General features: G+C 39.1%; 17 protein-coding genes. 1 reads left to right on the plus strand and 16 read right to left on the minus strand.

What is annotated here, in order from left to right; all coding sequences use genetic code 11:
- Positions 1–32 precede the first annotated feature (32 nt).
- The 5 genes from GSY63_RS23800 to GSY63_RS23820 form a co-directional block, all read right to left on the minus strand.
- Complete coding sequence (locus tag GSY63_RS23800) at positions 33–1,364, minus strand: UDP-glucose dehydrogenase family protein (protein ID WP_166588342.1); 1,332 nt, start codon at positions 1,362–1,364, stop codon at positions 33–35.
- 62 nt (positions 1,365–1,426) lie between these two features.
- On the minus strand, positions 1,427–2,308 hold the full coding sequence (locus GSY63_RS23805; RefSeq protein ID WP_166588343.1) for a glycosyltransferase: 882 nt from the start codon (positions 2,306–2,308) through the stop codon (positions 1,427–1,429).
- Between the two features lie 18 nt (positions 2,309–2,326).
- Complete coding sequence (locus GSY63_RS23810; RefSeq protein ID WP_166588344.1) at positions 2,327–3,223, minus strand: glycosyltransferase family 2 protein; 897 nt, start codon at positions 3,221–3,223, stop codon at positions 2,327–2,329.
- A gap of 23 nt (positions 3,224–3,246) precedes the next feature.
- Positions 3,247–4,704: a lipopolysaccharide biosynthesis protein gene (locus GSY63_RS23815; RefSeq protein ID WP_166588345.1), complete on the minus strand. Its 1,458-nt coding sequence runs from the start codon at positions 4,702–4,704 to the stop codon at positions 3,247–3,249.
- Between the two features lie 276 nt (positions 4,705–4,980).
- The gene (locus GSY63_RS23820) at positions 4,981–5,148 is read right to left on the minus strand and encodes a hypothetical protein (protein WP_166588346.1); all 168 of its coding nucleotides are present in this window, start codon (positions 5,146–5,148) and stop codon (positions 4,981–4,983) included.
- 79 nt (positions 5,149–5,227) lie between these two features.
- Here GSY63_RS23820 and GSY63_RS23825 point away from each other — a divergent pair, with 79 nt between their 5' ends.
- On the plus strand, positions 5,228–6,496 hold the full coding sequence (locus tag GSY63_RS23825) for a glycosyl hydrolase (RefSeq protein WP_166588347.1): 1,269 nt from the start codon (positions 5,228–5,230) through the stop codon (positions 6,494–6,496).
- A gap of 143 nt (positions 6,497–6,639) precedes the next feature.
- On the opposite strand, the gene GSY63_RS23830 is transcribed toward GSY63_RS23825, so the two are convergent.
- The 11 genes from GSY63_RS23830 to GSY63_RS23880 form a co-directional block, all read right to left on the minus strand.
- Positions 6,640–7,851: a glycosyltransferase family 4 protein gene (locus tag GSY63_RS23830; protein WP_166588348.1), complete on the minus strand. Its 1,212-nt coding sequence runs from the start codon at positions 7,849–7,851 to the stop codon at positions 6,640–6,642.
- A gap of 14 nt (positions 7,852–7,865) precedes the next feature.
- Complete coding sequence (locus tag GSY63_RS23835) at positions 7,866–8,996, minus strand: glycosyltransferase (RefSeq protein ID WP_166588349.1); 1,131 nt, start codon at positions 8,994–8,996, stop codon at positions 7,866–7,868.
- Complete coding sequence (locus tag GSY63_RS23840) at positions 8,993–9,535, minus strand: serine O-acetyltransferase (protein ID WP_166588350.1); 543 nt, start codon at positions 9,533–9,535, stop codon at positions 8,993–8,995. The genes GSY63_RS23835 and GSY63_RS23840 overlap by 4 nt, the downstream gene beginning before the upstream one ends.
- 1 nt (position 9,536) lies before the next feature.
- Positions 9,537–10,595: a glycosyltransferase family 4 protein gene (locus GSY63_RS23845; protein ID WP_166588351.1), complete on the minus strand. Its 1,059-nt coding sequence runs from the start codon at positions 10,593–10,595 to the stop codon at positions 9,537–9,539.
- A 15-nt stretch (positions 10,596–10,610) separates the two neighbouring features.
- Positions 10,611–11,615, minus strand: coding sequence for a glycosyl hydrolase (locus tag GSY63_RS23850; protein WP_166588352.1), 1,005 nt, complete (start codon positions 11,613–11,615; stop codon positions 10,611–10,613).
- 99 nt (positions 11,616–11,714) lie between these two features.
- Positions 11,715–13,061 (minus strand): hypothetical protein, encoded by a 1,347-nt coding sequence (locus GSY63_RS23855; RefSeq protein ID WP_166588353.1) that lies wholly within the window; start codon positions 13,059–13,061, stop codon positions 11,715–11,717.
- 38 nt (positions 13,062–13,099) lie between these two features.
- Entirely contained in the window at positions 13,100–15,412 is a 2,313-nt protein-coding gene (locus GSY63_RS23860; RefSeq protein WP_166588354.1) for a GumC family protein, read from the minus strand.
- A 54-nt stretch (positions 15,413–15,466) separates the two neighbouring features.
- A complete protein-coding gene (locus GSY63_RS23865) occupies positions 15,467–16,189 on the minus strand; it encodes a polysaccharide biosynthesis/export family protein (RefSeq protein WP_166588355.1) in 723 nt (240 codons plus the stop codon).
- 382 nt (positions 16,190–16,571) lie between these two features.
- On the minus strand, positions 16,572–19,613 hold the full coding sequence (locus tag GSY63_RS23870; RefSeq protein ID WP_166588356.1) for a malectin domain-containing carbohydrate-binding protein: 3,042 nt from the start codon (positions 19,611–19,613) through the stop codon (positions 16,572–16,574).
- A gap of 212 nt (positions 19,614–19,825) precedes the next feature.
- On the minus strand, positions 19,826–22,930 hold the full coding sequence (locus tag GSY63_RS23875; RefSeq protein WP_166588357.1) for a malectin domain-containing carbohydrate-binding protein: 3,105 nt from the start codon (positions 22,928–22,930) through the stop codon (positions 19,826–19,828).
- Positions 22,931–23,038: 108 nt separating this feature from the next.
- On the minus strand, positions 23,039–25,849 hold the full coding sequence (locus GSY63_RS23880; RefSeq protein WP_166588358.1) for an Ig-like domain-containing protein: 2,811 nt from the start codon (positions 25,847–25,849) through the stop codon (positions 23,039–23,041).
- Between the last annotated feature and the right edge of the window lie 13 nt (positions 25,850–25,862).

Raw genomic sequence — 25,862 nt, forward strand, 5'->3', positions numbered from 1 at the left:
TTTTTAATTAATAGCGGCGTTACCATCTTACACTATTCTTCAACTTTTTGGAACAAATCAAGCGTGGTACGCCCTATACTGTTATAGGTAAATCCTTGATTAAGCATAGTATCTATGTCGAATAGATTTCTGCCATCGAAGATTACGTGCTGCTTCATCAGATCCTTCATTTTAGAAAACTCGGGGTTTCTGAAAACAGCCCACTCGGTCAAAATCAATAACGCATCTGCATCTTTTAATACTTCATAGCTATCATCGCCGTAAGAAATTTTAAGATTAGTATAGTTATCAAAATTATTGATCGCTTCTGGATCATAAGCTGCAACTGTTGCTCCATATTCAAGCAACTCTTTAAGAATGTAAATAGCAGGAGCTTCCCTGATGTCATCAGTTTCAGGCTTAAAAGCCAGTCCCCAAACTGCTATTTTTTTACCGTCGAAATCATAATTAAAGTAGTCTTTCACTTTTTCAAGAAAAGCTACTTTTTGCAACTTATTAACTTCCATTACGGCATTTAATATTTTAAAATCGTAATAGCTTTCATCTGCAGATTTAGCCAAGGCGCTAACATCTTTAGGGAAACAGCTTCCCCCGTATCCAATGCCCGGAAACAGGAAGCGCTTACCAATTCTGCTATCTGATCCAATCCCCATTCTTACCATATCCACATCTGCCCCAAGCTTTTCGCACAAATTGGCAATTTCATTCATAAACGAAATTTTTGTGGCTAAGAATGAGTTGGCAGCATATTTTGTAAGTTCGGAAGAGCGCTCATCCATAAATATAATTGGGTTCCCCTGTCTTACATATGGTGAGTACAATTGGGTAAGTAAAGCTCTGGCGCGGTCGCTTTTAGTACCAACCACAATTCGTTCAGGTTTCATAAAATCCTCAACTGCCACACCCTCTCTTAAAAACTCGGGATTAGATACCACATCAAATTCAACATCTGTGTTGGCTTTGATAATCGCAGTAACTTTGTCTGCAGTACCTACTGGTACGGTTGATTTAGTTATAATAACCTTATAACCTTTTATCAATTTCGCGATGTCTGCCGATGCACTAAGTATATAACTTAGGTCTGCCGAACCATCATCGCCCATTGGAGTTGGAAGCGCCAGAAATATCAACTCAGCATCTTCAATTGCTTCAGCTAATTCAGTTGTGAAAAGCAAACGCTCCTCAGCAATATTTCGGTGAAACAGCGATTCTAACCCCGGTTCATAGATAGGTAAATGCCCTTCACGCATCATTTGAACCTTTTGTTTGTTAATGTCAACACAAGTAACCTCGTTACCCGTCTCAGATAGACATGTACCCGTCACCAGGCCTACATAGCCTGTACCTACAACAGCAATTTTCATAAATGATAATATTTAAGTGTTAATGGAACTTTTTCTTGAAAAAAAAGACGTAGAATATAGTGCTACTCACGAGCAGCGATTTTGCCTGCTTTAACTCTATATTTTTCAAAAGCAGTGATAAGATTTAACCTGTATCGTATAAAAAAAACAACTAGTTTTTGATTGATACTGAGCGTTTTTCCCCTTTGGTTTATTATAGGAATAGTTTTAATAGGCGGCCTCAGATCGTACACCAATGATAGTAGATTAGATGGTTTGCCGGCTGCAAATTTCGCCTGCCCGCCCCCAACACGCCTCGCTTTTCTTTCGAGTTCGGCAAACTCGTATCTCGCAGGATGTAATACTGTTACATTATCAAAGTACTTTATCGATAGATCGCCATTTTTTGCCCTGACAGACCATTCGTAATCACCGCCAGACATTAATTCATCATTAAAAAGGCCTACTTTTTCGAACGCAGACTTGTAGGTAAAAAGATTTGCCGTAACCGCAGATGAATCTTTCTTTACATACAGATCCTGATTAAAGGCAAATATCTTTTCATACAGTTCAACATTACTTAATTCGGGCTTTTTGTAGAATAATTCTATATGACCGGCCACACGCCATAGATCCGGGTTGTGATTAAAAGACGCCACCGCATTGGTAATCCAATCTTTATCTGGTATACAATCGGAATCTGTAAAGCCAATTATTTCACCTTTTGCCTTTTTAATTGCACTGTTACGAGCCGCATACGAGCCAGGTTTACTCTCTGTTATAATCTGGCAATTATCCGGCAATCTATAATTAAGCGGCGCGGGGTTACTGGGATTATTATTGGCTACAATAATTTCGAAACTTCCAGACGGATACGATTGCATTGATAACGCCTTTAAGCATTTCGATAATCCGGCCCAGTCATTATAAGTTGGGATTACGATTGAAACAAATTTACCCGCCATATAGTATATAATTTGAGGCTATCTAAGGCCAAGCCTTTTAGTAAAATTCTTAACTTTCGTTTTTAAATAATTAGGCTTAACTACGTCCAACTCATGCGTTGTTAAATAGTCTAACCTCATACTGGAAGCCGGCGACACATTCAACACCAATTCGTTATAAATGTATGTATCGGCCATTCTCTTAAGTTCTGCGCTTAACAGGCCCGCCTGAAATAGAAATGTTTTTATTTGCTCTCTTAAAGTGATCCTATTAAGAATGATCTCTTCTTGCTTTTTTATGTTGTTACTTTTTGAAATTGTACTATCCGACTTAAATATGATAGCCGATACTGCATCGTCAACCTCAATTTTTGCCCCATTCTTTAACAAACGAAATAGTAAATCATACTCCTGAGAAGACGTTAAGTGCCCATCCCAGCCTCCAACGCTAGACAAACTACTTTTTCGCCACAAATTTGCGCTCGTAATACCGAGGTTTGAATTTATTAAACCAGCCCAAATATCTTTATCTGGGTGTTTAATATGCTTCTTATACCCCCCCTTTCCGGTTTCATACAACAAAGCTGATCCCCCAACCACAACGTCTGCATTTGATTGAGACGCAATTGCTACTTGCCTTTCCAGTTTGTCGGAGGTAAGCTCATCATCTGCATCTAAAAACTGAATGAATTCGCCTTTAGCCTCTAACAAACCTCTATTACGAGCATATGGAGCTCCTTTTTTCCCCTCAAAGTAACACGTAACTTTACCAGGGTGCATAAGTTGGATGTCGTGGATAACATCATTAGTATCATCCGTTGAGTTGTTATCAACCAGAATGATCTCGTAATCGGTATATGTTTGTAGCAACACGCTATTAACCGCCCTATAAATAAGTTTTTCGCAGTTATAGCAAGGAATAACAACTGAAATCATATGGAAAGATTAAGGATTAAAAACTAGGCCGCTTTATTTAGGATACCCTTGAAATAGCTTTTGAACTCGTCTTTCATCAAAAACCTTAGGGTTAAAAAATATGCTACAAAAAGAGCTACTGCACATATTATATAATTCAAATGCAGGTAATACAATGCTACACTTATTGCCGAGGCAGTCAATGAAGCTATCAGGGGCGTTTTTAGGCAACCGAGAAAATCTGAAAGTGTAAGGCTAAAATCTGGTATTAAGCTAAAGCTATACTGGGCAACTACCACAACCACCAATTTATTGAACAAAATAGCCCAGGCTGCACCTTCAATTCCCGCATAATTAATTCCTAATGCAAGCGTTGGCAAAAATATAGCAGCCTTTACAAGTTGAAGTTTCATTTCGAGACCAGGCCTGCCTACACCTCTCAACAAGGCAGTATTTCCGCTTACGAGTATGTGTAACATTACAGAGCCTGCTAAAATCCGCAGCGGGACTACCGCTCCTACCCATTTTGCTCCGAATATGTTTGTTATAAACGGCATACCGAGAATGATAAAGAACAACATTATCGGGAAAACGACTACACAATTAAGCTGCACCACCTTTAAATAGTATCTTTTTAATAATGAAGTATCGTTTTGTTTCAGACCATAAATGGGGTACATCACGTTGTTTATTACCGCCATTATTCTGCTTCGAAAGGTATCCGTAAGTACAAAAGCCAGTGTATAAATACCCAATACAGATGCCCCTAAAAGTTTCCCAATTAACAGATAATCAATATTATTATACAGGTAATTTAAAATATTAGATCCGGTAGTGTAAATACCAAAGCCGAAAACATCGTTGAAAGCACTGTTACTCCATTCAAATCTTGGCAGCCAACCGGTTGCTTTAAAATAAAACGGCATTGCAAAAATCACTGTAGAAACTGTATTAAACACTAATGCCCAAACACCGAAGCCCGCATAGGCCATTACCAATGCAATTAAGCCCGACATGATATTTGTGACATTATCAATAAAAGCGAGCTTTTTAAAATTCATGCTCTTGGTAAGCTGTGCTTTGTGTACCATATTAACCGAACTAAAGAGTATACCCAGGCTTAGCACCGGAATGATAGTTTTTAGTTGAGGTTGATGGTAGAAGTATGCTGCAAAAGGTGCAACCACCAAGAACATAATTAAAAATAACCCTGTAGTCCAGATTACACCTGCCCAAAATGCAGTGTGATAGTGTGATTCCGACAAATCTTCGTTTTTCCGCTGCACCAGTGCCGCACCAACGCCAAGATCATTAAGTATCTGCACAAACCCGGTAAATATGGCGGCCATTCCAATGAGTCCGAATTGTTCTGGAAACAGAAGCTTTGCCAGTACTAATTTGATGATAAATGCAAATGATTGGTTAACTAAAAGCTGTACCGAATTCCAAAGTATCCCGTTCGCTATCAATTTTCTACCAGATTTCGGCTCTGTAGTATCCATATTTTTTATTAAAAGTTGATGATAAAGTGGACGATTGTGTAGCGTTTTGTGAAAAAATTTAAAACTTTTTGAAATTTTTTTTCACATGAAGGAAAACATTTGCTGAGGTGAAGCAAATGGCTGATTACCAAGTTTTTCTATAGTTAATTTTTAACGCAATTATTTTACAATAATTTCATTTTTTTACGCCATAATTAACAAAATTTTCAAGGAAAGTAACATTATTACTACAATATTCGTTAAAGTTGTCAAAATATTAGCTGTTTAATTTAATTTTTAAAACTGTATGCATCTTAAGAAAATCCACCTTCTATCTCTTTTTGCTCTATCCTTTATTTTTTCATGTAAAAAAGATGATTCATCTTCTTTAGTCTCACCATCAAACCCCTCAACTCTCGATGTTGCAACAACAACATTAACTTCTGAACTTGCTTTCTCAAGCATTAAGACCGTTTCCGGCAAGTCTTACGTATCAGGAACTTTAACTAAAGGTTCAGCGTATTACATCGACCGCACAAATCTTTTGACTGCAGTCCCAGATTCATTATCAGGTTTGCCTCTCATCAAAACCGCTAATGACGACAAAGCGAACACGTCTGCCTCATTCCTGTCATTTACCTTAACCAACAAATCAACTGTTTATGTAGGTTACGATGCCAGAAGCACTAAATTACCTACATGGTTATCTGGTTGGACAAAGCTTGCTGCAACTGTTGCTACCGACGATGTTAAAATGGGCTCGTTTGTATTGTACAGCAAATCTTATAACGCTGGTACAGTAACCTTGGGAGGTACTATGGCCTCTCCTGCCGCTGGTGCACTTTGCAACTATATTGTGTTTACCAGGACAACTTCTAATGCAAGCGCCGAGATCCAACCTGTTAATAGCAATTTAGCATTTGGTATCAACGGCCATTCATTGGGTTCTGATCCATATTTGGAAGTTGGTATAGATCAGCAAGTTGCTTTACTTAAACAAATGGGTATGACTTACTATCGTCAGGATATCAATTTCAAAACTGATGGTTCTATGTCGAGCTTAAATAGCTTTATCCCTATTTACAATGCAACTAAAGCTGCAGGTATTTCTATTCTGCCAATGGTTTATACAACTACACTTGATTACAACCAATCTGAAAGTGCCAACTATGCTGCCGGTCATTTAAAAGGCGCTGCAGTAGCTTCTAAAAATTCACAGTATTTTAAATACTATGAATTAGGTAATGAGCTTGATAACAAAGCTATTGTATCTGGTAACGGTGATAAAACTACAGATTACAACCTAAGCAAGTTTAAAGTAATTGCGGCTTACTTGAAAGGTATGGACGACGGTATCAAATCTGTTCAGCCAACTGCTCAAACTATGATCGATGCAAGCTGGTTACACTTTGCCTATATGCAAATGCTTATTGATTACGGTGTAAAATTTGATATCGTGGCTTGGCACTGGTACTCTGAAATGGAGAAGGTAGCGCCTAAAAACCCTCTGAAAGTTACTGATATCACTGTAAAACTTTCTTCTCTGTTCTCAAAACCGATCTGGTTTACCGAAGTTGGACAACGTTACAGTAACGTAGCCGATATTGAACAACAACAAAATGATTTTATCACCTCGTTCTACAAAAAAGCTAAAGCAAACCCTCGTGTTGGCGCGCTGCTTCTGTATGAATTATTTGATGAGCCTCAAAAATCTGCTAATCAACTAGAAGCCAACTATGGCTTAATTAAATGGAATAGCAACATGACTAAATGGACTCCTAAAACTGTTGTTAATAGCTTAACTGTTAAATAATTGCCGATACAAACATTTACAGGAAGCAGGTGAGCATAACGCTCACCTGCTTTTTTTGTGATTATGTTTAATGTAATCTAGTGGAGCTTTTAGATATGACGACATTAGCAATTGAAACAAACTGGTATCCGAAAGTCCATCTGCTAGAACTGCTCCCGGGTTTTAGCAATTAATAATTCCCGATAAACATTATCGTAATTTTCCACATAGTATTTCTGTTGAAACTTTTTAGCATAGTTTACGCTGTGAAGCCGCTTATTGGCAACAAGTTCTTTATCGGCAGCTATTTTTTCAATTAACGAGGTAAGACAACGTACATCGGTTTTAAAAAGCCACGTGCATTTTTCATCATGAAGTTCTGTTAATCCACCGCTTTCGGCAATACAAACAGGTACGCCTGCAGCAAGTGCTTCTATAACCGTTCGGCCAAATGGTTCCATCCATAGCGACGGTACAATCAACACGTCAATTAGCTTAAGAAATTCATTAGGCTTTACTACTCCAACAAATTGGACGTTAAGATTTGCCGTTAATAACTTTAGAGCGTTAACATAGTCGGTGTCTCCGTTACCAGCCATTAATACCCTAACACCTTTGCGGGTTCGCTCGCTGCAAGCAAGTAGTTCGTCTACCAAATATCCGGCTCCTTTGTCTGGAGAGATTCTACCCAGGTAGCCCAAAGTCAGCATTTTATCATTGGATGGCTTTTCATCTGTTACTCTGCCTGGCCTACTGTTAAATTTTACACCGTTATAAATAACGCTTCTGCTTGTTTTTGCAGGAAATAACTTATCGTGCTTCGATAATACGAAATCACTTATTCCAATTACCGAATCAGGGAAAGGCAAAAAAAGTTTTTTAATCTGATGTGTAGCATTACAATCGGCACATAGTTTTTCGCACACGCAATTATTGTTATACATGTTATTTCTATGGCACAGTAAATAATAGTCGCGTATGGTATGTACTACAGGATATTTTAAAAACTTAATAACCGGCCATATCATGGGTGAGAAGCCCTGAATATTATTTGTGTGTACTACGTCTGGTTGAATTTTGGCAAGAATATTCGCCAATGTAATACCATAAAACGGATTGATAGAATCTATAAGATGATGAACCGTTTTTTGAAGTTTGGAACGTTTTTTCTCGAAATATGTAGAGTAAATATTCTTTTGAAGAATTGAAATAACAACAACCCCATTCACTTTGTACACACTTTCTTCGGGGCCAAAGCACAACACATAAACATCGTGCCCCCTATCCACCAAACCCTCTGCAAGAACCTGGACGGAGATCTCGGCTCCTCCCACAAATTTGGGATAGTAAAAAGTATTGATAAGTAAAATTTTCACAAGCGTTGCCGGGATTAATTGTGCACCTGGTTATTAATATAAGCTGTAGAAACAAATGATCTGATCTTTGATACAAATTGATTTTCATCAAACGACTCTGCGTGCTTTCTAATAAAATTTGAGTCAAAAATTAATGTCTCAAACGTATTTATGGCCGTTTTTAACGATTCCACTGTTTGCTCGCTAAAAAACACAGAGGTAGCCTTAGAAGCATTTTTTTGATAAGGGATGCAAGTATCTAGTACCCCCCCTTTGCCGAAAGCTATTACCGGCCTTCCGGAGGCATTGGCCTCTAGCGGCGTTATGCCGTAGTCTTCCAACTGTGGAAAGATAAGCGCTTTGCAATTAGCATAAAGTGTTGCCAGCTCGGAAGCACTTAAACCGCTTCTAAAAGTTATATTATCTTTAGCCAAAGCTTTTAACTCTTTTTCGCGACTACCTTTACCAACTATAGTTAGCCTTTTATCAGGCATAGAGTTAAAAGCTTCTATTACCAGATCTACTTTTTTATACGATTCAAACCTCGAAACCATTAAATAATCGGGTTTGGGATCGTCGGTTAGTAAAAAATTATTGCATTTAACCGATGGAAAAATAACACTTATCTCCCTCTTAGGTTGATAGGCCGCTTTAATACGATCGACAACCTCGCTTGAATTGGCAATGAAAAGGTCTGATCGTCGGGCCGATTCCTCATCAATCTTTTTCAACATAGAGATCACTGCATTATAAAGCGTCTTTTTTACAAAGCCGGATTTATTTACAGCTTCGTATGAGTCTGGATTCCAGGCAAGTCTGAAAGGAGTATGACAGTAAGTTATTACTAAAGCATTTTTGTCGGCTTTAATATATTTAGCACAGTGTGTAGTAGATTGCAGAATAACGTCGTACCCTTTTAAATGCAATTGTTTCATGGCCATTACGCCAAATGGAAAGAAGAGACGTTTCATCTGGTCTTCTTTCTTTATTAGTTTCCCAAACCAACTGGTTTTTATATTGCATTCTTTAAACTCGGGATAGGTACTATCCGCATCGTAGCTAAGTGTATAAATTGGCGCTTCCGGAAATGCGTTATGGAAACTTAATGCCACCTGTTCGGCGCCACCCTTTCTCACAAGATCGTCATGCACAATTGCTATTTTCATAAGGTACTTTGTAGTTTAAGAGGTGTTATTGAAAACGAAGTGGAGTTAAACTTAAAAACAGAATCTGAAGGGACACTTTGTGTAACAACGCAATTGGGGCCAATTATGCTGCGTTCTCCAACTTCAACATTACCTAATATTTTCGCGCCCGCCCCTAAAACAACGTTGCTGCTAATAGTTGGGTAACCATCATTGCCTTTAATTTCGATGCCCTGACCTTTGCGACCGAGCGTAACGCCATGATAAATGGTACACCCGGAATTAACCACTGCCCCCTGGCCAACAACAAGGCCAACGCCGTGAATTATAATTATTCCGCCATGAACTGTGGCCTTGTAATCAATATCTACCGCATAAAATATTTGAACTATACGGGTTAATATCATTGGGATCAACGGCACATGGCTTTTGTGAAGCGCATGAGAGATGCGATAAAATAATAAAGAGTGAAAGCCTCTATTAGTTAAAATGGCTAATATGTTGCCTACGCCATATTCATGCTTAAGTCTATACAGATCGGCCTTAACGTTCTTTATCATATTATTGGATAAATCTGCGCATGATGGATATCAAACTTTTCGAAGAACTTTCCCAGTTATAACTAAAACTCAACTTATAATTTTTGTAAATAGTTAGGTAGAGCTCGCTGGGTGGTGTATTCGTAAACTCCTCAATAGCCTTCATCAGCGTTAATGAAAGGTGCGGATTGAAATAAAAAGCGTTGTGCTGAGTAATTTCTTTGAAAGGCGGTATGTCCGACAAAATTATTGGGCAGCCACTAGCCATTGCTTCAATTACCGGCAAACCAAAGCCTTCATAAAATGAAGCATTTATTAGAGCTCTTGCCGTACGATAATAGTTTGCCAGATCTTTATCATCACAATTGCTTATGTATGTTATGTTGGGGGCTTCTACTAGTTGATGCTCGGGGAAACTATGAGAAGAAGCTCCGATAATTACGAGTTGGTACTTTCGAAAAGCTGACAAAGAAAAAACGTCTATGAGAAGTTTAATATTCTTTCGCTTATCATGCGAGCCCACAAAAAGAAAAAAATCTTCCTTTTGGTTTGAGATCGACTCGAAATTATCTGCTATAAATATTTTGGCAGGTGCATTATATATAACGGAGATTTTGCTTTCGGGCAAGCCGAGCTTTGTAATAAGCTCTTGTTTAGAAAACTCACTTACCGTGATAATATGTAAAGCTATTTTTGCTAACTGAGGTATTAATAATTTGTAATAATTGTAGAACGACCTGGTGAACCATTCAGGATGGTTATGATAGGACATGTCATGAATACAAACTATTTGACGCCGATGAAACCATGGCCCACTATTGCAAAAACCTATGAGTAATAACTTCGGGTTTCGTTTTAAGTATAGCGGCAGATCTATTTGCTCCCAGAGATTTAAGTTCGAAAAAGAACCAATTCGTTTTATTTTAGCTAGCGGTAACTGTACGTTATTTAAATTAGTATTCTTAGGAACAAGTACTATTACATCCAGATCCGACTTTAATAACTGCTTGGTGAGTTCGAGCGCATATCGCTGAACCCCAGTTGTTCTTTGGTTTAAAAACTTGCCGTTTATAACGATCATGAAAATTTAAATGATTTACCGGTTTTCTTTGGAGCCGCTAATTATTTGCTTATAGCTATCAAAAACATCTTTTTTGGCATACTCGCCATTGTTGTCTTTGTATAATATGCCGTAGTTGGATTCTGTGGGGTTACCTAACCTTAATGCAGGCTGATCAAACAACTCATAGATAAAAACTGCCCCAACCCCCCCTTTTTGCAGTATGTTATTAAGTGTTTGCGTTACGTATTGGTTTTGCTTCTGGAAGTCGGCTTTAGTAGTACCTTGAAAATAATTAAACTCTGTTATCCAAATAGGTTTGTGATATTTGGCCGAGATCCAATTGAAATAATTACCGTAAGGAGGTTTAACATTGGTTGGGTCGCCCATATTAGAGTACCAATGCAATCCGATAATATCATACTTCACTTTATGGTCTTCCAGAACATCCAGAAAACCATAATGAAGCCAACTAAATGACAACGAAACCTTTAGATCTGGTTTAACAGATTTTGCGCCGTCAATAAACGCGCCTATTTTGGTAATGGTATTCTCGAGTTTTGTAGTGTTATAATGTGATCTTTTTGATCCGTCTACGCCCGCATGTTGTATACTGGCGTTATCCTCTTCGTTTCCCACCTCAATAACGTTAAGGTATTCGCCATATTTCTTTACAAAATTCACCCCCTGGTTAAAGCTATCCTGATAGTTAGCTGGCGCAGAAGAATGGATTTTTGCTGGGAAAGCGGTTACCTGTGACGCTATTCCATTTGCTTTTAACAACTGCAGAAACTCAACAAAATTATCATCCTTTTTTGCCAATCCAGTTGAATCCAACATTACATCTATTCTATATGTATCTACATTTAGTTCTTTTAGATAGCTGATCTGCGTTTTCCAGGTCGACCGATTAAAATCAGCCTGTGTTAATGGATGGCCATTAGCCCCCCAAATTATTTTACCTGTTTGTGCAAACAGAAAATTGGAAGCGATAAGTAAAAGAAAAAATAATGCCCCGGGCCTGATTTTATTAACTAACATAACTGATTGCTTTAAAAAGATAGACATTACTGATTGTGAGAGAATTCAGGTTTATACGCCCAGGGCATTTTAGAAAATTGGTAGGAATACGAACGGCTATTAAACGAATTTAGGATGTTGCAATTCAATATCGTTATTTGCGGATCTATTAAAATTTAACAGTTGTGTTTGGGGAACACCTTCTTCTTTTCGGTCGAGTTTATACTGGAGAGCCAAAAAGATCCATAGAGACGGATAAGAAAACTCTGGTACTGTGCCCATCAAGATAAAGTAAAGTAATATAACACCCACTTTGTAGTATTTAGATATCTCGTTTTTATGTTTAAATAACAGCTTCTTATAAAAGAAGCCCGTAATTAATGCAACGCCTATTACACCATTATTCACAAGTAATGTTGATATGAAATCTGTAGAGCGTACGTATCCAAAACCTATGCCGAATAGTTGGTTAAAACTATTGAAGCTCAACCAATAGTCGAAGTGCTCATAGAAATGGCCTGCCCGGTCTCTTGATGATGCTGTACTGCCATTTACCTTCCCTGCAAAAACGCTTTTGTAAACGCTGTCTGCGAGGTGCTTAAAAAGATCGAGTTGCAGTGCAAAACAAAAGGCTGCGATGACAATCAGGGAGTAAAACAATAGTTTAAATTGCTTTTTGTATATCATTAAACCTGTAGTAAAAATCAGAATACACATATACGCTGTGGTCGAGAAACTTAGAATCAGGCAGCATAATAACAATGCTGAATCAAAACGCCTTTTTAAGCCTACGGCCAACACCCAGAATGGGAATACAGTAAAAACGAACATAGAAGGTTCGCCTGTGTAACTGGTCATCCTCACAAGCCCAAAACCACCAATTGCTATGGTTTGAAACAGCGAACCAGGTTTCGAATCACCAAATGTTCTGTTTGATATAAAGTCACCATTTACATGAAATAACAAATAAAACACAAATTCAAACAGACCGTAAAAGCATAATAATCGCAAGCCCCAGAATATGTACTTTATAATGTTATCATTTGAAAAGTGCTTAACAAGCAGGTAAATAGTAAATGCAACTATTAATTGCAAGGTTTGCGTCAAATGCGATAACCGGTAAAAGGTTTTTGTAAATCCTTTAATATTTACTAATATAATGGTGCGAGGTAGTTTTAGCGTTTCGATCAGATTTATCATCTGTGAAATAATACTCAACGCAATTATAATCAGCATGAAATAAGTAAGCTCCAGTATAAACTGCTCTTTAGCATCATCACCCGGTGCCATTATTATCATCATAACCAGTATAGCTGCAAAGAATGTAATGATAGTTGTACCCGGTATGGTTGGGATAACTAAAAATGATGTTATCGGAAAAAACAGCATCAAAAAATTAACGTACTTCTTAAATAAAACAGTGCTTGAAGCAGTGTGGCCAAAATCCAGCTGTGAATTAAGTTGCATACCTAAAATTTTATGAGTTTGACGCTAAATGAGAATTCTTATGATTTCCAGCCTTTTTTAACCGGTGCTTCGCTTATACCATAACCGTAGCTCAGATAACGCGATTTCGAGAAATCCACATCATTGATAACTAGATAGATATTATCAACATTATCCTTGGTTTTTAATTGATTAACCAACCCTATCTGCTCCGTTGTGGTATAATTATGACGGCATACATAAATTGTCATATCGGCATATTTCTCGATAATTAATGAGTCGGATACCAGGCCTACAGGCGAACTATCTATAATTATATAGTCGAACATAGATTTCAATTCTTCAAATAGTCCTTTGGTATGATTATTCAACAGCAATTCGCTGGCATTTGCCGATACTACTCCAGAAGAAAGCAGGAACAGGTTACTATTGATCTCGACGCTTTTTATGACGCTGTTTAAATCTTGCACACCATTAATATAGTCGGCAAAACCAGCCACCTTATTATCATGACCAAAGAATCCGGATAATTGCGGGCGTCTTAAATCCAGCTCCATTAACATTACCTTTTTGCCTGTTTTAGCAAGCATATTGGCAATGTGGGCGCTGATAAAGGTTTTGCCTTCGCCGTTGATGCTCGATGTAAGCATAACGGTTTTACAGCCGTCCATAGTGAGGATATTCTGAATTTTGGTTCTTAGCGTTCTAAAGCTTTCATCAATGTTATCATTTAAACCATCTTCTACCAATACTCCTTTACGAACATCAACATGGCCAATTTTCCCGATAATAGATACATCGGTTTCGTTCTCAATATCCTGTTCTGATTTAATTAACTCTGGCTTAGCAGCTTTTGTACTTACGTAGCCAAACGGCACGATGAAGCCCAGCAGAACAGACAGTAGATAAATTACTGGTTTCAATGGTTTAGCCGGACCTTTGCTGCTCTTTGCAGGATCGATAATTCTCGAAACTGGAAGATCTGATCTTTTTGCTAAAGCTGTTTCTTCACGTTTTTGAAGTAAATACATGTACAATTGTTGCTTCAAATCTTGCTGACGATTAAAGTCTAACATTGCACGCTGCGTTTCTGGCATGCCCTGCAAAGATTTGTTGATCACAATGCCTTGATGTCCTAAATGAGAGTTTCTCAACTCCATTTCCTTCTTATAGCTCTCGATGTTTTTTATCAAGTTAGCTCTTGATGTTTTTAATTGGTCATCTATATTGGCTATCACAACGCTATTTTCGGTGTACGATAATAGTTTACGCTGGCGCATTAATATCAAGTCGTTATAACCGTTAAGCGCATCGGAAAATGAGGCATCTTGTATAATTAACGAACTTGGAACCGTTTGGTTATTATTAGGATCTTTAAGATACTGCTCGAGTGAGCTAATGATAGATAACTGAATCTCCTGGTTCTGAAGTTGATTGCTGTTGTTATTAGCGTTGCCAACCAATACTTTCGATTGCTCGTCAATATCTGCTATTTTGTTATTAGCTCGGTAAGCCTGATAATTTTTTTCGATATGATTTAACTCGTTGGTTACAAGAGCAATTCTGCCATTGATAAAAGTTAGCATACTATCGATAACGTTTTTCTTTACCGTCTCGTTGTCATCAAGATATTGCTGCATTAAATGCTGTATTATTACTTCACCTCGTTTTGAGCTTGGATAGTACAGCGTAATGTCAACAACGGAAGTATTTTTGTCAGAGAATTCTGCATCATAGTTCTTCAACAGATCAGAAGTTGCATCGTCTTCCGATACCAACTCTGTGGTATATACTGCCGGCGTAAAATTGCCAACAGGTTTCTTTTCAACTACAAAATCATACTGGGGAAGTTTTACAACCTGGCCGTAAGATATTTCTTTATCTATATTCTCATCCGAATTTGTTAAATGCACTTTTTTATCGCTTAACACTTCCACAACATAGTCTCTTTTCAGAAGGCTATCTGTACGATAATTCTTTATTTTAACGATAAAAGGGGCTTCGTCATAAATTTCGCTTGCTGTAATTCCGGATCCTCTTAGCATCCTTACGTTAAGATGTAAGTGATTCACGGTTTCTTTTAACAACTGGCGGGTACGTAACACGTCGCCTTCGTTCTTAACATTACCTTCGTTGTTAAGTACAGAGCTCATCCCGCCCGAGTATATAGAGCTCGGCTCAGCAGGTACAGGTCTGGATTCTACCAACACCGTCCCATTTATGAGGTATTGCTGGGTTGAATACGTGTTATAAAGATACCCCAATGCTATGAAGCCTACCATGCAGCCTCCAAAAAGCATCCAGTTTTTCTTCAGCATGTTCGTAAAATGCTTAAACCCTTTAGGTTTATTCGCTTCTGATTCAATAAACATAACAATGTGGTTTAATTTGTTTTCAAGTAGTACAGAACAATTATTTTTAACTAATTATAACCCATAACGGTTAAGTAAAGTGAGAGCCGTAATTACGGTGGCGGCAACGGTTATGTATTTTAACACATTGTTCTCTGTATCATGTGTTTGCCTGTTGCGGCGTGGCTCTACATAAATTACATCATTTTGCTTTAGATAGAAATAAGGAGAGTTGATTGTTTCCTTTTTTGTGATATCTAAGCGCATTGCCAGGTTCTTGCCATCAGCTGTACGTCTCATTAACAACACATTGTTGCGTTTTCCGTATACGGTCATATCTCCGGCATATCCAATGGCATCTAAAAGTGATACACGCTCGTTAGGGATAACATAAGAAGCAGGATGGTTAACTTCCCCTATCACAGTTACTTTAAAATTTGAGAAGCGGACATCGACAATTGGATTTTTAAAAGATTTACTGGCAGCTTCCCTAACCTTATCTTTGGATTGAGTAATTGTTAAACCGGCCAGATGAAGTTTTCCTAATACCGGAACCTCTACGTCGCCATTTTTGTCTACCAAATAACCTACACCTGCGCCAGATGCGCCAGTCTGGTTATTTACACCTGCACTTAAATTCACACCATTACGTGCGTTTATGATCATACCCGCCTCAGTTTCTGTAGTGTTTACGTTTATCGCAAGTATATCATCTGGCTCGATTACCGGATCCAGAAACTTTGATGCCCCTATTGATGCTACCTTCGCTGTATCGGGCAAGTCTTGAAAATACTTCAACTTCTTAGAGGTTGAACAAGCACTGAGAAAAATCAAGAAACAAGAAACGGCAAGGAGCAACCGCCAATTGGGTTTAAAATTTGTAGTCATGATGCTATTAATGATGTGATTGAAATATTTGTGAAAGAAGTGCAGATAACATTGTTTTTTTTCATCTGCCCCCGGACAAGTTTTACAGCTTCGCCATTTCACTTACATAGTGAGGTTGCGGCTTATTTAACTTTTAGACTGTCAGCCGTTTGATAACTGACATAAACAAATATTGCAAATACATCATTGGGTTTCACTACGCCAAATGTGGTTGAGAAATTATTGAGCAAATATGAGAATCAAATAAAATTTATTGTTTTCTTAAGAAATTGATTTTAATACAGGATTAATTTTATTGAACTATAAATTTAGAACTTGACGAACCAGACCCTGATAAGAAGTTAATCAGATAAATTCCTTTAGTTAATTTTGCGGGTAGCGCAACCGAAATTTGAGCCTTGCCCTGGGTATCAGTTATAAAGGTATCCTTCTTTACAGCTACTCCATAAAGCGAATTAATGGAGTAATTAACGGTTTCGAGGGGTTTAAAGCTATCCGCGATTAGCTGTACTACCTCGCCTGTATTAGGATTAGGGTAAACCACAATCTTATTAGTGTTACCGTTAGATTTAAGGGAATCAGTTTTCACTTCAGTTAATCCCACATCGGGTTTGGCCGCCATCAGCGTGGTAGCCGAGGCTTTAAAAATCTCGATTCCGGCGATGGAAACCCTGTTAGCAGTTGGAGTAAATTTCACACTTAGCACACCATCATTCACAGTTGCGTTAAAATCTTTTACCAATGCAGTTCTATAACCAACCTCTTTAAAGATGTCGAATGCACTTAATACCGTCTGATTTTCGATACTGATGGAAAAAATACGACCTAATTCTGCAGTAAAATAATTTTCGGCGAAGTGCATCCGTACCATATAACTTCCGTTGGTTACAGGAATATTAAGATTGGTAACCGCCAGATCTGCTGCCGCAGACAAATAAGTTTGATAGAGCGAATCCGCTGTGGTAGAGCTTACAGGAGTTTTAACTGTCTGCGCATCTAACTTTATGGATCCGGTTCTATATGGTTTATCTGATATCCATTGTTGATTATTAATTTTTAGCGCTACATCCGATCCAGCTTTAATTCGTTGAACAACGCTTATTGTTTGGGCAGTTGTATTGGCAATACCATACAGTGGAATGCGAAGCGGGGTTGCATTGCCATAATCAACAATCAGAACAGCATTTTTAATACCCAGGGTTTTCGGCACGAAGTTTACACCAAGCGTTACACTCGATAATAGATTTACTTTTGTCGCACTCAATGTCCCTACGTTAAATTCACTGGCATTTGGCCCCGAAATTTTAGCGCTCTTTATAGTCACCACCGGATCTGAACTTCCGTCTGGATAGGTGTGACCTGGGTTGAAGAGATTAACTGAGAAGTTTTGTGAACTATTTGTAAGTGCAGCCGGAAAAACTACGTCTTCGGGAGTAGCAACTAAAGTAGGATAAAAAGCAGTACCCGATTCCGGCTTTATGTTTTGAATATAGTAAACATCATCGTTATAGTCACCATTACTAAAGGGGGTGCCTAAATAATCAGTTCCGGCCAGGAAAGCATTCGGAATCATGTTTCCATTGGCATCAATAGCCTTCCAGAACCTGATACCAATTTTACCCTGGTAGTTCTTTGCAGGATCAGAGTAAATGGTATAATCGGATAAAAATCCGAATGAGCCGCTAATGCTGGTAACGCTTACTTTTGAAAGCAAACTTGAAGCAATCTGTCGTGGCAATACCGACTGGCCATCTAAATTATTAGTAGTGAAAACCGTTTTTGACGTACTTGCCCCTTTTAGGTAGTACGCCATAGGCGTTACGGCTTTACAACAGCCATGATATTGGGCTATTTCAGTAATAACGATAGGGCGGCTCAAATCTGCCTGAACAAAATAGGATGCAGCAACCTCGCTCGAATTCGGAACAACCCCCGATCCTTTTAAACCATTATCGTCGTGGTTAAAACCTGTGGTGCTGGTGAAATTATAGAGGTTAAATACCTCCTGTGTCCAGGGCTCAGTTAGGCCTTCGCCATGCAGTTGCCATAACCCGTCAAGCATTATCTTTTTCGTTGGACTAATACTATCGTTTGAAGCAATAGATAACGTATCATGAAATATTTTAACCCTCGATGCAGCATTTTTGATCAGGAACCTTATACTTATGTCTGCAGATTTTGTTGGAGCGATTGTTATTGGCAACGCCAATGTCGTATCCGTATTAATGGAAAGAACTTTCCATGCGGCGGGTCTCGACAGGGTTAGCTTATTAATTATTACATTTCCGCTTCCTCTGTTAAAAATCCGAAGCTTTACAGTATCGTGATTTGCATTATAGGGAGTTGTATCCGGATCTGTCCGTCTCCATGGAGTTTGGAGGTAGCTAAAGGCCAGATGATCGTTAGATGGGAAATTATCCAGATTTTGTACCACCATGCCGGTGGACTTGGAAGCCGATGCAGCTATGCTAAAGGTTATCGGCGCGCTGGTTACCTGGTGATTATCAGCATCTGTAGCTTTTATTGTAACGCTATAATTCCCTGCCCCTTGAATAGTTAAGGGTTGAGTGTACGCCAGGTAGGCAGCATTATTTATCGAATACTGAAAGGTTTTTAGTCCCGATGCCCCAGCCGTTGCCGAGCAAAAAACCTGTACTGATGAATCGTAGGAAGTACCCGAAATTACTTTCCCTACTAACCTCATGGTTGTAGTCGGAGCTGCGGCATCTGTTACGGTAGTATTACCATCTGATATGATGATAAAATTCATCTTGCTATTAATCCCACCGTTAGGATCAATAGTAAGCTTCCCGTCAGAGACTTGTACTACTCCTGTGGCAATTTTATGCTTAACACTTGTTGACGGCACAAAATCGGCAACTACAGGTAAACCTTCGATATTTAATTGATGATCACTATCAAAATAAGAATCATCTCCCACCCCTATTACTACCCGATAAAGGCCGTTTGGCACGGCGTACTCAAATACTCCAAGATTTTCGTTTGTAGTTGAGCTTTGCATCTGAGCAACACCGAGTAGCCTTGCTTCGCTGCTACCCGTCCTCAAGCGCATATTTGCCGCCATACTTTGCGGCGCTTTAGTAACAGGATTGATCCATCCCCTACCCGTGGTTGTACTATATGCGCTGCCAATTTCGGCTATATAACCCGAAGGTGGCGACGAAGTTGTAGTGCGAAAAGCGATGTTTACAGTTGTAAATGCCGCAAACACGTGGTACGGGATGGATAATAATAAAATGATGATTACACTATTAAAGAACTTCTTATTCCTTTTTAAAAATAGCGTACCGTAGTTGGTAAAAGTATAGTTCATAATTACCCCAGTTAATATTAGTGAACAACTTATTTAACCAGCAGTAAACAAATAAATCAAAAAATGAAATATTTATCTATTACCGAGAAACCCCACTAATACTACGTAGTAAATATGTTTCTGTTATTAACTTTTTAGCATACGTTAACTATTATGTAAACTTATGAGTATTTTTTTCTCTAAAAACAGCCATAAGTTAAATATTTTACCTATTATTTAACCAGCAATTTTCCATACGTGACCCCGGTAGACGAATATGTGTTAACCAAATAGACGCCTTTTTCTAACTTTTTCGTAATCGGGATGGTTACCACAGCTTCGCCAGTGTCGCCGGTAATAAAAACCTGAGTTTGAATTAATGTACCGAGCATATTACTAATGTTTACAGTAACGGCTTGCTGCTTAGCAAAGTTGGCTGCCTTGAGGTAAACAATATTGCCTGCGTTGGGATTTGGGTAAAGTGTGACACTCCTGATAGCGCTTATGGTGGCAGCAGAATCGGTAGTCAAAAACTGCTTGTCGGCAAGACTAACTTTTGCCATTGTAGTGGTATTGATGACCTGGAATATCTCTATTGCAGCTAACGAGTTTCTATTTACGGCGGCAACCATCTTAATTGATAATGCTCCGTCTGACACTGTTGTCGAAAAGTCTTTTACCAGGGCCGACCGGTATCCAACCTCACCGAATATATCAAAATTGCCAAGCACCTGAATATTTTCCATACTAATATTAAATATTCGTGATGCAGAGGCCGTCCAATAATTCTCGGCGAAATGCATCCTAACCATATAGTTACCGTTGGCTAAGGGTATTTCATAATTTGTCGTACCCAAGTCAACCCCAGATGATAAATAACTTTGATAAAGCTGGTCATCATCCGTTGATGAAATCGGTGTGCTTACAGTCTGCACATCAAGTTTAGTAGATCCCGATCTGTAGCTTTTATCAGCCTCGTACGTTTTGCCACCCACAGTCATGGCGACATCCGAACCGCTTTTTATTCGCTTCACGATGTTTACAGTTGTTGTAGATGTGTTACCTATACCATAGAGGGGAATTCTGAGTGGAGGTGCAGTGCTGTAATTTACCATTAGTGCTGCATTTTTTATTCCCGCCGAGGTTGGTTTAAAAGTAATGTTAACAGGTGTTCCGGTTTGAATATTTAAAGAACTTTTCACCGTTCCAACCGAAAATTCTGCGGAATTAGGCCCGACGATTATAGCACTTGTAATCTTTATCGCAGGATCAGTAGAAGAGTCTGCATAATTTTTACCTGTATTATTTAAAGTGATACCCACAGATGCGGCATTCCCTACCAATACCGGAGCAAAATTAACCGCAGACGGAGTTGACGCTAAATTAGAGTAATGTGGAGATCCGCTCTCTGGTGTTATGTTGTCTATGTAGTATACATTATCCTGATAATCGTAATTGGTAAAAGGCGTATTTAAGTAATCGCAGAGCATGAAATAGGCGTTTGGTATAATCTTGCCATCCGAGTCTACCGCTTTGTAAAAGCGGATGCCTATTAACCCGTTATAATTCTGCGTTCTGTCAGAAGAAGATGAACCCACTTTAAATCCAAACGATGTGCCACCAGCGGCTGGCGTAAAAGTGGCTTGTGCCAGTGAAGTAGTTGATCCAACTTTATAAGGCAATATTGATTGACCGTAAAGATTATTATGGGTAATAATAGATGTTGTTGATGTTTTGCCTTTGTAGAAATATTTAAACGATTCGACCGCATTACAGCAACTATGATAGGCAGCAACCTGCAATACTGTTACAGGTTTAGATGGGTCGGCCGCAAGAAAATAGCCGTTGGTGGTAACCTCATCTGAATTTGGTACGCGGGTGGTGCCATTTATATCGCCATCATCATGGCCATACCCTATAACTGTTTTAAAACCGAAGGCATCCATCAATTGCTGGGCAAAAGGCTCGTTAGTGCTTTCTCCGGCAACTTGCCAGATGCCAGTTAAATTAACCTTTTTAACGGGTGCAATTGAATCATCCGATACGACAGTAAGTGTATCATATAACATCTTTACACGCGTACCCACATTATTTCCAATAAACTGAATAGTCACATCAGCATAAGTTTGTGGCGTCATTACCAGTGGTAAAGTCAAGTTTGTGTCTGTAGCTAACGACACTATTTTCCACGATGCGGGGTTCGATAACTTAAGTCTTCCTATCGTTAAGTTTCCTGTGCCTTTATTACTTATCCGCAGCTTAACCTTATCGTGATTAGCATTATAAGGGGTCGTATCCGGGCTTGTTCGTCTCCAGGGAGTTTGTATCCTGGATGCAACCAGCCGATCATTAGATGGAAAATTGTCAAGGTTTTTTAAAGTCATAAGCCGCCCCGCAGCAGGGGTGGTCGAAATCGTAAAATTATATGGGCCGGTTATTGTTTGGTTACCATTTCCGTCGGTAACCTTTACGGTGATAGCGTAAGCTGCCCCTACAGTCAGGGTCATTGGCGAGATATAATCTTTATAAGCAGATCCATTCATAGCATATTGAAAAGATGCTAATCCGGAACCGCCTTGATCATTAGCTTTGATATAAACTTTTGCAGTAGTTTTGTACACACCCGGGCTTGCAAGCGATCCTACTACCCTTAAGCTTGCAGTTGGCTTTATGGCATCAGCAACTGGTTTTGCAGGTGCCGGGGCTATGATAATATAATTCATTCGGGTATTTAATCCACCTTTAGCATCTATGGTAAGTCGACCATCATTTACCTGCACAAGCACAGTACCGGTTGTAAACTTCATGCTTGGTGTTGATATAAAATCAGTTATAACCGGCAACCCTTCGGCATTAATTTGACTATCATTATCATAAGTACCATCGCCGGCACTAATAGTCACCAGGTATTTCCCATTAGGAATTGCATACTCCCAGTTTCCTGGCGTTTGTCCCAGTGTCGTAGCCTGCATTTGAACCAGCGTGCGCAATTTAAGGTCGTCTGTTGTTTGCCTGAAACGCATATTTGCGGTATGATCTTCAGGTAATTTGGTTTTAGTGTTTATCCAGCCATATCCACGTGTGGCATCAAATGCCAAACCCACGTCGGCGATAAAGCCATCGGGGATTGGGGCCGCTGCTGTTTGAAAGTTAATGCTTACGCCCGTAAAAGCGGCTGCTGCAAAATGGACTTTATGATCGACTCGTTCAAAAAAAGACTTGTTTTTAGCAAAAGTGTTATTGGCCATTAAAAAATTTAATGCCAAAAGGATCAGCACCAGAAGGCAGCTCGATTTTAAAAATAACGTGACTGCTTGTCTTTGAAACGGACTTTTCATTTAAATTGAGATTAGGAATAATTTAGGGTTGATGAACACTATGTAATTAATGCCAAGGGGCATATTTAGATATACAAATGCTAACTGGCCTGATGTTAGTTTTCACGGCTACCGGGCCGAGGCGTTGAATTGAACCTTCGGTTTTTTCTCCACCGCCTTTAAAAGCGTTATCTGCGAAATGAGATTTGGATTATCATTCCAGTTAAACTCACTTATATACAGATTTCCGTTTATCGGATCCTCTATAATATCTAAGGGATTCGCAAAACCCGACATACCAACCAACCCCAGATTATCTGAACCTCTTGAACTTTTAACAATATCAAACACGTGATCTGACTTAGCCGATGCTGCTTTATTTCCGTTACCCATTTCTCCGGGTTCCAGAACAATGATATCCCCTCCTCCGCTAAATCGGCAAACAAGCAATCTGCCTTTTAAAACCCCATCAAAATTGTTGCTTTTATATTCAATAACTCCATTTGGCGAGTGATTTAATCCAAAATCAAAAGCTGCTCCGCGGTAATTGGCATCAGGTTTTACATCCTTATCATATAAAGGATTGTCGGTAAAACCGCGATTGATAACATACTCTCCGCGTAAAGGATTAGGATGCCCAAAATAACCTACTTTAAGTTTGGGGTTTATCCTAAACAACCAATCGTGCTGTACTTGCACTCCGGTAGTAGCAGGGATAGCAGGGCCGTTATAAAACGTGCCATCTGGCCTCCTTGTACCAGCTACTGATGCAGGCGAATTTCCACCGCCCCCCGAGCCGTTGGCTGGCACATACAATTGGCCATTACTATGCCACAACAAACCATAAGCATTTCTTATTCCCGAAGCGTATATAGTTAACGGAGATTTATGGCTGTACGGATTATAGGTACCATCAGCATTAAAAACTTGATTGGCAGGCGCATGATTAATTACCGCTATCGCCTGGCTGGTTTTTACGTCGAGAGGTAAACTTACGGTTCTGAGCTTTTGAAGTTCAAGTCTTAAGATAGATCCGGCAAGCAAAGTTTCTTCACGCTGCCACGATTTGTCAAACGCCCCGGCAGAACTGTTGCTTCCCTGGCAAATATATAAAGCACTATCAGGACCAAACGCAATACCGTTTACCATGTGGTCGCGGGTTGAATGCGGTAGATCTTTGATAATAAGTTGTTCGTTTGATAAGTCAATACCTGTTAATTTAGATATATTTCCATCATACATTGGTGCATTTGTTATGCCGGCCGAGGAGTGAGAAACCCAGGCAATTAAATTTTGAGGAGTAGAGGAAGGGTCGAATGCAAAACCAATAGCTGTTCGCTCGCCATACCTGTCTTTTAGCGTACTGATAAGCTTTTGCCCTGATAACATACCAGTCTCATGGTTCACCTCGTACCTTTCTATCATCCCGTCCATACGTAGCGCATAAAATTTACCATCAGGTCCAAATTTTAATGCAGTGTAATTTTTCCTTTGCGTGCCAGGCATAGGTATTTTTTGAAAATGGACATCGTAACTCAAACTTGAGTCTGCGGGAACAGACCCGGTAACGAAATCGCAATTATAGGGTTCGATGGACGCACCGGCATAAGACTTAACACCGTTTGTGATCACAAACCTGTACTTAGTAAATGGCATGAGTGGCTCACGCGGTGAGAAACTAATAGCATCTCCCCCACCAGTACCCTGCACAACTCCCATTACCGGCACGTAACGATTGTTAACGTCTTTAAAAAGTTTAACCGATTTATTGGTTATCGTGTGGTTATCTATTCCTCCTTTTACTCCGTTTACAACCGGCACAAACAAATTATTAGCGGCAATATTGGTTGTATTTACTTCAATATCAGTGTTACCATCTATTGGGTTTGATGACACCACATACGGTTTTCCGGGGTCAACTACCCTAAATCTGAGCGGCATGGTATTACTCTGATATCCCGCCGCAAGTATGCTTACGGTTACATTATATTCTCCTGGCTTTAGCTTTTTTAACGGTGCATAGTCAAAACTCAAGCTATGAACGGCGGTGTCGCGATTAGCAACCAGATTTAGCCATCCTTTAGCACCTGGGCCATAATTAAGATGCAGCTTATAATTGGTATTTGACTTCAACAGGTTTGTCAAATTAATCTTCAAACGAGTATCTGCCGTATCTATTTTTTTAACCAATATGCTTTGGGCAGCAGTGCTTAAAAACAAGTACGGAAACAATTTTACCGGAGTAATTTGAATGTTATTTATTTTGGTATTTATCCCATTGTTAGCATCGATAGTTAAATACCCATCAGTAACCTTAACTCTCTTTTTAATGGTCTTAAAGCGGCCCAAGCTCCCCACTTTCCCAAAAGGTTTAAATTTATTAATTGCATTAACGCCTTCAATGTTTATACAATATAATTCTTCGGCTTTTCCAACAGCGCCATCTCCAACCGTTACTACCACATCGTAATAACCGTTTAGCACCTTCATTTCCCAATAAGCTTCGGTTTTAGTACCATTAAATAATCCACGCCACCAACTAATATCGTTGGCTTGCATATGCACCAGCCCTTCTAACAACAAATCATCCGGATTTTCGCGGGTTCTGGAGTTCATGGATATATCAACCGGCAAATGAGTATCATGGCTTTTCCAGCCATAGTCGAGCGCACCTATTTCAAATAATCCTAACTTTTCGCCGAAAGGTGATCCGTAATCCTTTATCCAGCCCACAGGTGTTGCCGACGCCGAATCCTGAAACCGAACTTTGATAGTTTCAAACAGTGGATGTTTTATAATTACAAAGTCATTAGAAGTCGCCTTGGCATCTGGCACAGATTTAGCGTTCGCCTTCCCGAACATTAAAAAATTAAATGCCAGTTGAATATTAAGTAAGATAAACAGCGCTATGGCTGCAATTAAAAAATACCGGATCTTCATGTAAATATAATTA

This window comes from Mucilaginibacter agri, assembly GCF_009928685.1.
Classification (GTDB): domain Bacteria; phylum Bacteroidota; class Bacteroidia; order Sphingobacteriales; family Sphingobacteriaceae; genus Mucilaginibacter; species Mucilaginibacter agri.